Origin of the sequence: Geobacillus kaustophilus, from assembly GCF_000948285.1 — a bacterium.
GTDB lineage: Bacteria > Bacillota > Bacilli > Bacillales > Anoxybacillaceae > Geobacillus > Geobacillus thermoleovorans_A.
Window position 1 is genome coordinate 1,507,893 of sequence record NZ_JYBP01000003.1, and the last position, 15,244, is coordinate 1,523,136.

Consider the following 15,244-nt stretch of genomic DNA (forward strand, 5'->3'; position numbering starts at 1 on the left):
GCGTAGTCTAAACCTCGGCATTTTTCAGCGCATCCACAACCGGAACACCCAATCCTTCGGCTCCTAATTTCGACGTTACGGCTTCAGGATAATACTGCTCAATGATCCGCATTCCTAATGCGGCTCGCCGGACTCTTTCCCGACAAAGCTCGATGTTCACTGATTCTAAATGTTTTCCAGACGGGTAAACATCCGGGTGGTTGCGTAACCCGAATTTAATATAAACGGGCGATAAAATACGGATGATCTCCGGAATTTCATAATGTCTGATGAATCCGCCAAATCCGTCAGGCACCTCGACATACACATCAAGTGGAATATCAACCGCCTGGCGGATCGCCGCTAGTTTCGGCAAGGTTAAAGCCGTTGGGACATTGTATGTATCGGCGCCTAATTCCTCCATCAATTTAATGGATACAGGATTGGATGCCATCATTTGGACCGACACTTTGACTACAAAATTTTGCGGCAATATTCCGCTTTTTTTCATCTCCTTCGTCAGAAGCAACAACCCCTCGTCCGCCACCAAAGCTCCCCGCAGCCCTAAATGGACTCCTCTTTTTAAATCTTCAATGGCATAAACTAACTGATCCATTCCTTCATGTCTAAGCCCCGCCGCTTTTCCGGAAGCAGTGAATGGCAGCGCACTAATATCCCACGTACCTCTTGGGCCAACGAAAAGGCTGAGCTCAATTCCTCGGCTGGCACACATCTCACACATTTCTCTAATTTCGTCATCCGTCAACAGCATAATTCCGCTTCCTTGTGATACACGGTGAATCGTGATCCCTAAGCGGTCAGCCTCTTCGAGGACAGCCTGTAAAGCCCGCGGGCCCTCAACACTCGGAATTTCAATCCGGTATTGCGCTCCGTCAGGAAACCGTTTTGAAGAAGTAGGCAGATCATAAAGATCGCCGCTTGGATAACCTAGCGATTGAAGAAACTCTCTCGTTTCCTTCATAAACATGTTTACCATCCTTTCATTTAGTACTAGTTTTTAGTACTAGTTTTGGTCTGGCAGCACGAAGAAAAAGCAAGTTTGCCTATTTTTTCACTTTATACGTATAAATATTATTTTTATTCAGAAATAATCGAACCTTATTTTTCAAATCATCACATTCCTTGACAGGCAACCGCCAACCAGTATGCCGGCCTAAAATAAGCTGATGAACGGCCTCTTTAATGGCTATAAACAGCGATTGCGAAAGCTCGTAAATGGCCATAAGCTTCAAGATAGACTCGTTCACCCTCAATGTCTCTTCATATTGCCCAGCCATGAAGCTTTCGAATAATTGAACCGACAGCTCCGGCAAAAAAACAGCTGTACCATTGATGCCGCCAGCAGCTCCCATTTGCAGGGACGGAAGAAGAAGATCATCGAAAGCGGCGAAAACTGAAAAGTCTTCCCTCTTTTCTGCAATACGGATCAATTGTCGAATATGCTCTAACTTCTCCGTTGTGTCTTTAATCCCTACGATATTCTCTTGATCCAATGCCAACCTTAACACTAGCTCAGGGGACAAGTCTTGTCCTGTTAGTAAAGGAATATTGTATATAATCAAAGGAATATCAATGCTCCTCGCTACGCTTGTATAGTAGTCATATAGTTGGCGCTCTGTATATTTCCAATAAAACGGATTGACGACTAGCACACCACTAGCTCCGATAGATTCGGCATGTTGCGATAGATAAACAGTCTCCTTTAATGATGTGGATCCTGTGCCAATTAAAACAGGCACACGCCCATCTATATATCGCACCATTTTTTCGGTGAAAGTTTTTCGTTCCTCAATTGTTAAGGATGAAAACTCTCCTGTACTTCCCATATAGAGCAGTCCGTGAACTCCCCGTTGAATAAGGTGATCGGCAAGAAGATAGTTAGATTCCCAATCAAAATCCCCATCTTCATTGAATAAGGTGACGACCGGTGGAATGATGCCTTTAAACTTATACGTCATTTGTTTTCACCCTTCCAATATTAAATTTCAAAATACCGTTATATGGTAATATAAATAATATCCTCCAAGACATATACTTATGATTGCCGCTGTAAACTCCAATATCCTTTTTATTAAAGCGCTTGATGCCTAATATAATAGGGATCGCTAAAAAACTTTTGCTTTTGCTCGCGATGGTTGAGACGGCTATTACGTGATCCGGTTCCAAAGAATGCTTTATTCCTAAAAACAGGCCTATTATTAACGTTGAAATTGCCCCCGCTCCCATCTATCATTCCTCTTCTGTCTCTCTTCTAGCCTGTTCTATGGCTTCTGTGTACACATCCAGAAATGCAACCTGATAACTAAGGGCCGCTTCCTTAACATCCTCGTACTCAGGCATTCGTCTAATTACCTTTCCGTTCTGTATAGCCTGTTTAATGCGAATATCCCCATATGATGTAGAAACTGTCACAATGTTTCTTTCTAAGACTTTTCTCGCACGAGTATCTTTCCTGATGCCAAGAGTCGTTGTTTCTTTCATAATAAATTGCTCGCATTGCTCTACATGATTTGCCGAAGCCAAAACGGTGAGAAGAACGCCGGGACGGTTTTTCTTCATAAAGACAGGAGTATAAAATACATCAAGCGCCCCTTTTTGAAAAAGTCCTTCCATGACATATCCAAGCGCTTCTCCTGTCATATCATCTAACTGACACTCAAGAATGTGAACCGCCTCCTCTTGTAAAGGCGATAAATGTGGGTCTCCCGATAGCGTGTGAATACTCTCACCTACTACTACCCGCAACACGTTTGGCTGATTTGGCAAATCGCGTGTCCCTGCCCCATATCCAATAGATAATACTTTCATCGCCGGAAGCGGTCCGTATGAACTCACTTGGCTTTTGACAATCCCCGCCCCGGTTGGAGTGGTTAACTCAAATGGCAAACTGCTAGAGTTGATCGGTACGCCTTGAAGCATCTCTAACGTTGCAGGTGCAGGGACAGGATATGTACCATGCGCACAATGAATAGATCCGCTTCCTAACGGGACAGGTGCAGAAATGATACAGTCAACGTTAAGTTCTGTGAGTGCGGCCGCTGTAGCGACAATGTCAACAATAGAATCGATTGCCCCGACCTCGTGAAAATGAACCTTTTCAATAGGAATTCCATGGATTTTTGCCTCCGCAGCAGCAATACAATGAAAAATTTGCTGACTGCGTTTTTTGACCTCTGAATGTAATTCCGAACGATTAATCATGTCGATGATGTCAGAATAATGTCGATGGGCATGTAATCCCGAATGGCCATTGTGCCCGTCTATCCCGCTGTCCTCTAGTGCAATTACGTCCAATTTCGTAGCGGAAATTCCTTTTTTAATCACCTTGCTCCATTGCAATTTATACCCTGACAGCGGCAATTTTTTTAATTCCGCTTCAATCTTCTCCGACGAGACGCCTGCATCCACCAAGGCGCCCACCATCATATCGCCGCTAATTCCTGAAAAACAATCTAGATACAAAATCCTCATCCTTCTTCTCTCCCTAGCTTCATTGCATCAGCAATGGACTGCTCAATGACAGACATAATAGCAGCTGCATAATATCCGGCGCCGAAACCGTTGTCAATATTCACAACAGAAATGCCGCTAGCACATGAGTTCAACATAGTAAGCAGGGCAGAAAGGCCCTGAAAGTTAGCGCCATACCCTATACTCGTAGGAACAGCAATGATAGGTTTTGAGACAAGCCCCCCTACTACACTTGCGAGCGCTCCCTCCATCCCTGCAACTACGATGATGGCACGAGAATGCTCGATAATATCGATTTTGTCGAACAACCGGTGAATCCCTGCAACCCCCACATCATATATTCGTTTAACCTCACATCCTAATAATTCGGCTGTCACTGCCGCTTCCTCAGCAACAGGACAATCCGATGTTCCGGCGCTAACAACCGCTATATATCCAGGTTTCTTTACTTCTATATGATCTTGAGAAACCCAATAGAAAATCTTACAATCATCGTGATAGTGAAAAGATTCCTCAGGATAACGCTCTTGCAGATTAGCAGCCAAGTAAGCCGCTTTTTCTTGGTCAACGCGTGTGGCAAGCACTTTTTTATGGAATTTCATTAACCTTTCGAAAATGCCAAGCAAATGTTCTTTGCATTTCCCTTCCCCAAAAATGATTTCAGGGAATCCTTTTCTCTTCTCCCGTTGAACATCTAATGTTGCATACCCGATATCATCGTATGTGATTAACGTTTGATATGCTTCCTCTACGGAAATATGCCCCTCTTTTAGCTTTTCAAGTGTTTCTTTGATGATCTCGTTCATCTGACCATTCCTTTTTCTAAAACCTCGTTCATGCTTCCGGATCTGTATCCTCTTAAATCAAGCGTTACATACAAAAAACCTAACTCCTTTAACTTGCTGTGAATCTCTTGGCGGTGCTTAATCACAAGCTCCATCTCTTCCGGCAACACTTCTATTCTTGCTATTTCCCCATGGTGTCGAACACGGAGTTGACGGAAACCAAGGCCCAAAAGAAATTCTTCAGACTGATCAAGCTGTTCAATTTTTTCCTTAGTAATTTTCTGACCGTAAGGAATGCGGGACGATAAACAGGCAAACGATGGCTTATTCCACGTTTCTAATCCCATTTCCTTTGATAGGATTCGAATTTCACTTTTGTAAAGCTCCGCTTCCTGAAGCGGGCTGCGGACGCCCAACTCCCTTGCCGCCTGAAGCCCGGGACGGTATTCCCCCAAGTCATCCATGTTAGAACCATCAACAACTGTGTACACGTCCCCATATTCTCGAACTAACTCCCTTAGATGGGTATACAAATTGTTTTTGCAGTGGAAACAGCGATGAAAATCATTTTTAACAAAGTCGTCATTTTCCAGCTCATTAATTTGAATCTTTAAGTGGTTAACTCCTATTTGCTCGGCGAGTTTAGATGCCAACTGTACTTCACGAGTCGGGAATGTTTCTGAAACAGCTGTAACAGCCAGCACCCGATTGCCAAGCGCTTCTTTTGCCATCGCTAATAAAAACGTGCTATCTACTCCACCGGAAAAGGCCACTAACACACTTCCCATATCCTTAAGCAGATGGATAAGCCGTTCTCTTTTCCGCAGTAAATGTTCCTCCAACCCACTCTCCCCCTTGCCATTTGTCGCTGTCCATTCAGGAAAATTGTAATTATAAAATTGGGATGAAGGTGTCCCAAAAATAGTGGGACACCTATGTCATCATTGCAGGCGTAACATGGAAAATACATCCAACAAATCTGTATCTTGCGTTTTGCTGCCGCTCGAGACAATCTGCTAGATGCATTATGCCTTAACAAATACCGTTTTAATGGATGTAAAAAACTCGATGGCCGCCTGCCCTTGTTCTCTCGAATGGGAGCTCGATTGCTTCATTCCGCCAAATGGCGCTTGGAACTCCACCCCTGCAGTTTCGGCATTGACTTTTACTAACCCTGCATCAATTTCCTTAATAAACTCCAGAACATTCCCAATATTGTTCGTATAAATCGATGCACTTAAACCGTATTCAGTATCATTAGCCAGCTCGATGGCCTCTTCGATACTGTCAACTTTGATCAACGCCAGCACAGGGCCGAATATCTCTTCGCGTGCGATCGTCATATGGATGTCAACATCCTCAAAGATCGTTGGCTCTACATAAAAACCATTAGCAAGTTCACCCTCTAGGCATCTCTTTCCTCCATAAATAAGTTTGGCGCCTTCAGATTTTCCTTTTTCAATATAGGACAGAACGGTATTTAACTGCGACTCGCTAGCGCATGGCCCCATCCATGTTTCATGATCCATTCCATTTCCGATTTTCAGCTGCTTCACCCGTTCAAGAAGTTTTTCTTTAAATGGTTCATACACTTCCCTCTCAATAAAGACGCGGCTGGTAGCCGTACACTTTTGCCCCGTCGAACGCAAACCGCCGCTGATGGTGCCTTCCACCGCAAGGTCTAAATCGGCGTCTTTAGCAACAATAACCGGATTTTTTCCTCCCATTTCCAATTGGTATTTTGCCCCGCGCTCAAAAGCGGCTTTCCCAACTTGTTTCCCAACACTATTGGATCCGGTAAATGTCACGCCATTGATATCCGGGTGATTCGCGATTCCTTGGCCAATCACCGAGCCAGAACCGCACACCATATTGACAACCCCTTTCGGGAAGCCGGCCTCATGGAAGCACTCGATGACTTTCGCCGCCGTAACGGCCGTTTCGCTCGCTGGCTTGAGCACCACTGTATTTCCATATATAAGAGCGGGCGCCATTTTCCATATCGGAATCGCTACAGGGAAATTCCATGGCGAAATAACTCCAACCACCCCAAGCGGGACGCGAGTGGTAAACATGAGTCCTTCATTGTCACTCGATGGAATCACGTCGCCAATTTTCCGGACCCCTTCGCCCGCATAGTAGCGCAATATATGGACGCCTCTCATCGTCTCCGCTTTTGCTTCCGCGAATGTTTTCCCCATTTCCCTTGTCATTGTTTCGGCAATTTCATTAAGGCGCTGTTCCAGGATATTCGCCGCTTTATACAAATACTCCCCTCTCTCTACCCCGGACCGCTTCCACCATGATTTTTGTGCCTGCTTGGCTGCCGCCACTGCCTCGTTCAAATCTTCTAAAGCAGAGCGTTGAACGTATCCGACAATATCATTCTTATTAGCCGGATTGATGCTTGCCTCTACTTTGTTGCTGACGGAACTTACCCAGCTGCCGTTGATGTAGTTCAAATAAGTTTTGACTTCAGTTTGCACAGTCATCTTCCCCCACTCCTTATCTTTTGAATTATTTATTTGTAATTGTTTGATGAGCCGACGATTTTACTGGATTGGAAAGCACCCCGATCTCGGGGATCTCAATTTCAATACGATCTTGATCTTGAAGCGTAAAATGGTCAGGAGGAACAATACATGTTCCCGTTAATAATACCGTGCCGTCAAACACCTCATTGTCGCGAACTAGGAAAGATACTAATTCATCATATCTTCTTTTCAATTGTCTTGTATTGGCGCTTTCTTCGACTACGAGTTGGTTATTGCGATAAATGCGACAAATGATTTGAAGATTGTACGGATTTTCCACCGTTTCTGACAGCCGAATGGCCGGCCCGATAGCACATGAATTTTTCCATATTTTCGCTTGCGGCAAGTATAATGGGTTTTCTCCTTCGATATCCCTGCAGCTCATATCATTGCCGATCGTATATCCGACGATTTCGCCTTCTCTTGTAATGACCAGCCCTAACTCAGGCTCAGGAATTTGCCAGTTCGAATCACTGCGCAAATAAATGGGATCGTTAGGGCCGATCGTACGTGCAGCGGTTGATTTAAAAAAGATTTCCGGTCTTTCCGCATTGTATACCCGATCGTAGCACGTTTCCTGGCCGGCTGTTTTTTCGGAAGTTTCATAATTTCTTGCCTCACGGCTTTTTTCATATGTTACCCCTGAAGCCCATACCTCAGGGGCGACAATTGGGACGAGTAGATTCAATTCAGCAATCTCTTTTTCGATTCCCTTTCCCCCGCTAATTAAAGCCTGAATATAGCTTAAAGTAGACAGCTGTTTATTTTTTGCCTCGCGGACAACATCCATAAAATCGTTAAACGGAAGCGGATACACTGCATTCTCATCAGTAACCGCCGCCAATACAACGCGTGAATTTTCTAAATAACGGATAATTCTCATAGCCCTCCTCCTCTGTTGTTTTATATTAAAAAACTTTGTTTTATTATTTTGATAAAAATATACTGCAGTTATATAGATAAACTGCCATGTTTAACACATCCCATTTCCTTTGAGATCAGTCCGGCTGCGTTTTGCAATAAGCGAATTTCCTCGTTTAGCACGATATCGTTCACTTTAGCGGAAGGCTGGGATATGCTAATCGCCGCAATGACGTTCCCGGAATGGTCACGAATCGGGACAGCTGCACAAGTGATGCCTGGTTCATTTTCTTCCCTATCGAGAGCATAACCATTGTTCCTTACTTTCTCGAGTTCTTTAAGGAATTCCTCTTCACTAGTTATAGTATTAGCGGTATGGCGCTCATAAACATAGCCATTCAACAATTCTTCAAGTTCTTTATCGCTTTTAAAGGCAACCAACACCTTTCCTACTGCACTGCTATGAATGGGGACTCTTCTTCCGATTCTTGAGTACAAAACTGTACCCGAAGTTCCTTCCACCTTGTCGATATAAATTCCTTCTTTTCCATCCAAGATGACCAAATGGACTGTGTTCCCCGTCTTGATTGAGATGTCAATCAAATATTTTTTGGAAACAGAGCGGATATCAAGATGGCGAATAACTAAATTTCCCCTCTCAAACAGCTTCATTCCCAGCCTGTATTTTCCGTTTTCTGGATTCTGCTCGATATAATGATGATGCTGCAACGTTTTCAGCAAAGAATGCACCGTACTTTTATGAAGTTGCATTCTTTCGCTAATCTCGGTAATTTTCAGCTCTGTCTCATACTCGTCAAATAAATCTAAAATACGGAGAGCACGATCGACTGCTTGAATTAATGGCAATGCCTTCACCCTCTTTGTCCGAAAGTTTATGGATTGTACAATGAGATAATCTTACTATAGTTCAATTATAATACGGGAGGGTGAAAAGCACGAATCACTTCGGTCCACCCATTATGATTTTTTTACTGTAGGAAGGACAATATCTTTTTTGTAATCATAAACCGCCTCTTCGGCAATATGGAGCGGAACGACTCCATTGGCAGCGTCAGTATGTCCGATCAACCGGTTGCTCGCCGCAATACGCCGTTGACGTTGGTGCATATTCGCCATCCGGCGGCTGGCCATTTCTGTTCTTTCCTGCTTAATGTCTTCGAACTCGAATAACAATTTTCCATTTTGGAACGCCCATTCATTGACAAACTCGATTTTGCGTTCGCGAAGTCCGATATATAGAAGATCCCCTGTTTTTAAGTACAAAATTCATCCGCCTCGAATGGCCTCGGGAGTCATATGGCCAATGGCTGCGCCGTATGTGACGCCTGAATAACGTCCATCGCTAATAAGGGTCGCTATCCGTTTTAGTTGTCTGTTCGCGTTAATATGCTGCATGGGGGTGAACATTTCCGGCATGCCAAACGCTTCCGGTCCTTGACCAGATATCACCACAGCTATTTTTAGCGCTCCTTCCTTCACCATCGTATCAAATAAGTCGTCATATTCTTGATCTTTCAATTCCTCAAACAAATGAGGTGTGTTATGTTTTAATGCTGCAATTAAACTTTTATGGTTAAAATGGCGGTTTAGCTTTATTTTTTCTAATAAATGAACATCAAGAAGCCCTTCATTGGCTTCATCCTCATTCTCGTAGTACAGAACAAAAGCGATTTTCTTATCAAACTCATCAATTTGTTTCGTAGACATACCGCTAATTTTTACGACAGCACTTTCAAAGAAATTCCCTGACAAAACGTCGACACCGCTAAACGGCCGTCTCGGTTTAGATAGAATAATCGGGTTATTTTGAACATTCTCCGCTGACAATTGATCTCGATTTGCCGAAAGTCTTTCTCTCCAAGTAGTTCCCGTCACCGTCGGGGCATCTACATCCATCGGGACCCCATTGCTCATTAATTCATGGAATACCGTTTCCATCCCTCTTATTTTCCCGTTGCAGCATTGGATCGCTAGAGCGTAAATATCCCTTCCTTCTGTTAAACTGTAGTCAAATAAATCAGGCACTGGCACTTCATGGTGAATTTTGTCATACTCCCACAGGTCGAACTTATACCCCCCGTAAAGCATAGCAGCAACAATATGCATCATAATATTCGTTGATCCGCCGGTAGCGCTATGAATGCGAATCGCATTTTTAATGTTGGCAGCCATCATATTGGCAACCCCATAGACCGGATCATTCATTAAATGCGCTAAGCTATCCAAGGCAGCGTTGACTTGTTGTTGCGTTGGCGGAGCCGTCAATAACTCTAACGAAGGGTGAACTAAGCCTAATCCGGCGATCAGATGCCGGGAGCTGTTTCCGGTTCCGTTAAAGGCGCATACTCCCCCTTGGCTGTCACACGTCGCTACTGCCAAGCGTTTTTCATAATCTTCGTGTTGCTCTTTTGTGATGATTCCTTTCCCTCTCGCTCGTTCCAGCACTCCCTGGAAGGCCGTGTTGGAAGAGCATTGCAAAATATACGACAGCGCATCCCGCAAATCATATGCAATGTCTTCTTCTCCTGCTAGTTCCGCCCGCCGTGCGACTTCTTCCAGTTCGGCATATAACTCTGGTGGAATCGTTCCCCCTTTTAATACATGCGCCGGTGCAAATGTAGCAAAGAAAGGCGCCTCTCCTCTTTCCCTGCGGACGCGATCGAGATGGGCTAAAGCACCAACAACACCAAGCGGCTGCTTATCGCATCCTTGAATGACAAAAGCCCCGTGGTAGCTGTGTGCTTCAAGTTGGTTTACAATCATTTGCGCTACCGCATTGCGGCTTTGCAAGGAATAGCTCATTCCTTGATTGCTCTGTGCCGTTCCGTCGCACATGACCGGTGTCGAAAACTGAAACGGCACCCCCCCGTTTTGCCAAATTCGAATGGCTGCCCGGGCAATCGTTTGAAAATCCATAATATGGGCAGGGTGATCAGGCGATCCTCCTATAATCGCAATCCTAGGGGCATTATTATGCAACCGGTCGTATATTTCCTCTAACGTCCAGTCCGGCTGCATCCCTTTTAACTCGGAACCTAAAATTTGTTTCGACCGGTCAAGCAACCCTGCCACACATATAGGTTCATTGGCCTTCCCTTGAACATTGTCGCGATATGGGTTGACTTTGCTTTCAATACGCGGATAAGTAACCGCCGGCATCATAATCCCCCTCGTTCCACTTTATTCAATTTGAAAAGTCCATTTTCAGCGGCGCTGATAAAACCTCAATCTCTTCCATTTGGCGCGCCTCATCTAAAAGACTTTCCGAAATCCAAATCTCCCTAAGTGCCAGCGTATTTTTGATTCTAACCATTCTCACCTTGCTCATATCAAAAGCATTGCATGTTTTAATCGCTGCTTTCACCGCCAGTTCTTCTGTTTCTAGAAACATCGGCAATTTCACTACAGAAACTACTGTGCTTGTTAGAGCATTTGCATATCCCTTTTCCCAAATAATTTGTTCCTTCACTTTCTTTGTCGTAATATCGGCGAGGCCAATTCCATTGGCATTGCCATCCGTTTTTTCAGACAGGCTCAACACAACGATCCGCGTCACTTCCGGGCCGCCGCTCGCATATGGAGTCGCGTATCTGCCGGTAATGTTCGGATCCATCCCGTCTCCCGAAATGTCTTTCCCGATTTCATCTACTACGAGTACATCAATAGGGTTAAACATAATTCGCGGCATCAGCGATTTTGCTTCAAGCAATAACTCGGGTTCCACCGTTTCAAAGCGCTCGGCAGGAACCGCAACAATCTTGGCGGGGCGGTCATATGCATTCTCTAGAATAGCCATTCCAAAAATAATCGGTGCTTTGTTAATAACAATCCTAGCCATATCAACCACATGTCGGGCCATGTACTTGAAACTGTATTGATGGGCAGCTTCTGCCCCTTTTTGCTTGCCAAGACCGATCGTAATCATTTTCATCAATCCGCTTTCAACTGGGCCCCGAAAAGCTGTGTGGGGCTTCACCCGATTGATGACAATAATTTTATCTGCCTCGTATGCGAATTTATCTACATAAACAGGCAAGCCATTTTCCAATCTCCCTACTTTGATCACATCCATGCTCGAACGAATCGGTGCCCCTACAAATTCCTCGGTAACCCCTAAATGAACGAGTACCTCTTTCTGTCCCTCAGCGGTCGCTCCCCCATGGCTGCCCATAGCCGGCACGATGAACGGATTGCCACCTGCTTGTTTTACTGCATTCACGACTTCCCGGACAATAATCGGGATATCGGCAACACCACGGCTTCCGACGGCAATAGCGACCTGATCACCCGGAGAAATTCTATGAAGAACATTGGCTTGATGGATGCTTTGATGAACTGCCTCAGGAACATCGGGAATTTCAGGCGCATAAAAATTTTGCCTCACCTTTACCATCTTCGGGATAGGTATGCCTTTAAGCATGTCATTGATTATCTTCATTTTTCTTCCCTCTGATTTTAGACTTATAAACCATCCTCATAAATATCCCAAATTCATATCACATCAGCTGTATTTTCTAGTAGGTATTAAGGAAGAGAGCACAGCTCCCTTCCCGTAAATTAGCGAGACGGGTTATGGCGGTTATTGCTGACGGATTTTATCCAATTCGCTGTACAGCTCGTTGACGAGATCCTCGCTAAACTCTTTGGCATATTTCTCCACTACAGGTTTAATGATTTCAGCCATTTTTTCGCGCTCTTCATCGCTTACCTCATTAATTTTAACGCCCGTCTTCTTCAAGTCTTCTAATGCTTTTTGATCCTCTTCGCGGCTAAGCTGCCGTTGATATTTTCCGGCTTCAACAGCCGCATCTTGCAAAATCTTCTGCTCCTCAGGCGATAAAGTATCCCAGAACTTCTTGCTGACGAGAAATACAAACGGAGTATATACGTGTTTCGTCAAACTTAAATGTTTTTGCACTTCATAAAACTTATTGGACTTAATCGTTGCCAGTGGGTTTTCTTGGCCGTCAATGGTTTTGCTTTCAAGTGCAGTAAACACTTCCGAAAACGCCATTGGCGTCGGATTCGCGCCGAGTGCTTTAAAGGCATCGATATGCACTTCGTTTTGCATCGTTCTTAACTTCAACCCTTCGAAGTCCTCAGCCGTCTTGATTGCATGTTTGCTATTCGTCACATGTCGGAATCCGTTTTCCCAATAGCCAAGCCCAATCAGGCCATGTTCCGGCAGCTTTTCTAGCAGTTTTTGGCCTATCGATCCATCCAAAATGGCGTCGGCTTCTTCAGCCGTATTAAAGAGAAACGGAAAATCGAGAATGCCAAACTCCTTAATCATCCCGACCAACGGCGAAGTAGACGGGATCGTGATTTCTTGCGTGCCGCCTTGAAGCGCCTCCGTCATCTTTAAATCGTCGCCTAAAGTAGCGCTGAAATACGTTTGAACTTTCAGCTTGCCGCCGCTTTTTTGCTCAACGATTTCTTTGAATTTAAGCAATCCTTGCCCTTGGGGGTGATCTTCATTCAATCCGATCCCCGCCTTAATAACCCTTTCCTGAATTCCTTGGTTGTTTGTGTTGTTGCCTTGAGTGGTACTAGAGCCGCAAGCGCCTAGAAAAAGCAATCCCATTATTAAGAAACCAACTAGAATCTTTCTCTTTCTAATCTCATTCCTTTTTTTTCATGATTTAGCCCCCTTCAGTTATAAATGACATAAATTAATTGCCTATAAACCATTGGAGCGGCACGGTAACGATGGACGGGAACAAAATCAGTAATAGTAGAACGAGAATTTCTACTAGCAAAAATGGCCATATCCCCTTCATAATGTCTTCCATCCCGATTTTTCCGACTCCGCAAGCTACGTTCAACACCGTACCGACCGGAGGGGTGAGCAACCCGATACAGTTGTTCAGGATAAACAGCACCCCGAAGTATACGGGATCAATCCCCGCTTTTTCAATAATCGGCATTAACACGGGAGTAAGAATCAAAACAGTAGGCGTCAAATCCATGGCCGTTCCTACCAGTAAAACGAGCGCATTAATGGCCAACAGAAGCAATAGCTTATTATCAATAAACGGTCCAAGTATATCCGTCACAATGGCTGGAATATTGGCGACCGTGATCAGCCATGCCGACACCATGGCTGCCGCCACAAGAAACATGACCACACTCGTTGTTTTGGCCGCCGCGACCAGCACCTTAAACAAATCCCGGATTTTGAGTTCACGGTAAATGAACAAGCCGACAAACAATGCATAAAACGCGGCAACAACCGCCGCCTCCGTAGGCGTAAAGACTCCCCCGCGAAGCCCTCCAACGATAATAGCCGGCAATAGAAGCGCCCAAACAGCCTGACGGGTCGCCGACAAGATTTCTTTGGCTGATTTGCGCGGAAATACTTCGACTGAATCTTTTCTTACCACAAACCACCAGCATACGGCCAAACATATCCCGATCAAAAGCCCTGGAACGATGCCAGCCATAAACAATTTTGTGATCGACACACCGCTCGTGACCCCGAAAATGATCATCGGAATGCTTGGCGGAATGATCGGGGCAATAATACCGCCAGCGGCAATGAGACCGGCAGAACGGTTGCGATTATACCCGGCCTTGACCATCATCGGAATAAGAATGGCGCCAAGCGCTGCAGTGTCTGCCACCGCAGAGCCGGACAAACCGGCAAACAAAACGCTGGCGATGATCGCCACATACCCTAATCCGCCGCGAATATGGCCGACAAGCAACAGCGCAAAATGAATGATTCGCTTGGAAATTCCGCCGGCATTCATCAGTTCTCCAGCAAGAATAAAGAAAGGAATCGCCATCATCGGGAAGCTGTCGGCGCCATTAATCAAGTTTTGGGCAATGATCTGCGTATCAAAAATATCTAAATAAAGCATCAGTGCGACGCCGCTGACCAATAGCGCAAACGCGATCGGCATCCCCAGCGCCATAACACCAATCAACGAGCCGACAAAAATGACTAATGCCATTTACCTCTCACCTCCGGCGAAACCTTGTTTCGGCCGATGATGCGATTCCACCATCTCTTCATGAACCGCTTCCATAATTTCTTCTTCCGATTCTTTCATTCTAGTGAGCTCTTCGATCGCCTCAGGACGAAAAAGAGCTTGATAAATATGAAATAGTACAATGATGCCCATGCCAACACTGACGATCAACCCGGTTCCGTAGATAAACGCCAGCGGCAACCCTGTAGCTGGAGCTCTGCTTCCTAAACTGCTGATCGTAATCTTCCAGCTTCCGTCAAGAAGCAGATAGAGCACATAAAGTACGATCGCGTTGCTGACCACAAAGACGATTCGCTTGGCGCCAGCCGGCAGCTTCTTCAACAGTGTATCGACTCCTAAATGGTCGTGATCTTTCAAAGCGCCAATCGCCCCAAAAAATACCATCCAAATGAATAAAAAGCGCGACATTTCTTCGGACCATGTTATACCGGAATTAAATCCGTAGCGTAAAACGACATTACCGAATACTAAAATACACATGACAGCAAGTGTTAATGCCATCAATACATTTAAAATATTATTCATTAACCTTCCTAGCTTCTTGAACAAATCCATCACCCTTCTGATTTTGACTTAC

At 44.9% G+C, this 15,244-nt stretch carries 12 protein-coding genes and 2 pseudogenes; all 14 read right to left on the reverse strand.

Features of this window, described 5'->3' with window-relative positions:
* Positions 1–7 precede the first annotated feature (7 nt).
* Positions 8–967, reverse strand: coding sequence for a U32 family peptidase (locus tag LG52_RS07910; RefSeq protein ID WP_044731512.1), 960 nt, complete (start codon positions 965–967; stop codon positions 8–10).
* Positions 968–1,043: 76 nt separating this feature from the next.
* Positions 1,044–1,958 (reverse strand): dihydrodipicolinate synthase family protein, encoded by a 915-nt coding sequence (locus LG52_RS07915; protein ID WP_044731513.1) that lies wholly within the window; start codon positions 1,956–1,958, stop codon positions 1,044–1,046.
* A 157-nt stretch (positions 1,959–2,115) separates the two neighbouring features.
* Positions 2,116–2,226, reverse strand: a pseudogene (locus LG52_RS18920) (urease accessory protein); the annotation flags it as partial.
* Between the two features lie 3 nt (positions 2,227–2,229).
* Positions 2,230–3,471, reverse strand: a complete 1,242-nt coding sequence (gene larC, locus LG52_RS07925) for a nickel pincer cofactor biosynthesis protein LarC (protein WP_044731515.1) — start codon at positions 3,469–3,471, stop codon at positions 2,230–2,232.
* Positions 3,468–4,277, reverse strand: a complete 810-nt coding sequence (gene larB / locus LG52_RS07930) for a nickel pincer cofactor biosynthesis protein LarB (protein ID WP_044731516.1) — start codon at positions 4,275–4,277, stop codon at positions 3,468–3,470. The genes larC and larB overlap by 4 nt, the downstream gene beginning before the upstream one ends.
* Positions 4,274–5,098, reverse strand: a complete 825-nt coding sequence (gene larE / locus LG52_RS07935; protein WP_044731517.1) for an ATP-dependent sacrificial sulfur transferase LarE — start codon at positions 5,096–5,098, stop codon at positions 4,274–4,276. The genes larB and larE overlap by 4 nt, the downstream gene beginning before the upstream one ends.
* Positions 5,099–5,281: 183 nt before the next feature.
* Positions 5,282–6,748 carry an alpha-ketoglutaric semialdehyde dehydrogenase GucD gene (gene gucD, locus LG52_RS07940; RefSeq protein WP_044731518.1) on the reverse strand — a complete coding sequence of 489 codons (1,467 nt, stop codon included), beginning with the start codon at positions 6,746–6,748 and terminating at the stop codon, positions 5,282–5,284.
* A 25-nt stretch (positions 6,749–6,773) separates the two neighbouring features.
* On the reverse strand, positions 6,774–7,673 hold the full coding sequence (locus tag LG52_RS07945) for a fumarylacetoacetate hydrolase family protein (protein WP_044731519.1): 900 nt from the start codon (positions 7,671–7,673) through the stop codon (positions 6,774–6,776).
* Between the two features lie 68 nt (positions 7,674–7,741).
* Positions 7,742–8,518, reverse strand: a complete 777-nt coding sequence (locus LG52_RS07950; RefSeq protein WP_044731520.1) for an IclR family transcriptional regulator — start codon at positions 8,516–8,518, stop codon at positions 7,742–7,744.
* Between the two features lie 111 nt (positions 8,519–8,629).
* Positions 8,630–10,831, reverse strand: a pseudogene (locus tag LG52_RS07955) (dihydroxy-acid dehydratase).
* 25 nt (positions 10,832–10,856) lie between these two features.
* Complete coding sequence (locus LG52_RS07960; protein ID WP_044731521.1) at positions 10,857–12,110, reverse strand: lactate racemase domain-containing protein; 1,254 nt, start codon at positions 12,108–12,110, stop codon at positions 10,857–10,859.
* 141 nt (positions 12,111–12,251) lie between these two features.
* Entirely contained in the window at positions 12,252–13,256 is a 1,005-nt protein-coding gene (locus tag LG52_RS07965; RefSeq protein WP_044731522.1) for a TRAP transporter substrate-binding protein, read from the reverse strand.
* Positions 13,257–13,344: 88 nt separating this feature from the next.
* On the reverse strand, positions 13,345–14,628 hold the full coding sequence (locus tag LG52_RS07970) for a TRAP transporter large permease subunit (protein WP_044731523.1): 1,284 nt from the start codon (positions 14,626–14,628) through the stop codon (positions 13,345–13,347).
* The gene (locus LG52_RS07975) at positions 14,629–15,222 is read right to left on the reverse strand and encodes a TRAP transporter small permease (protein WP_044731524.1); all 594 of its coding nucleotides are present in this window, start codon (positions 15,220–15,222) and stop codon (positions 14,629–14,631) included.
* Between the last annotated feature and the right edge of the window lie 22 nt (positions 15,223–15,244).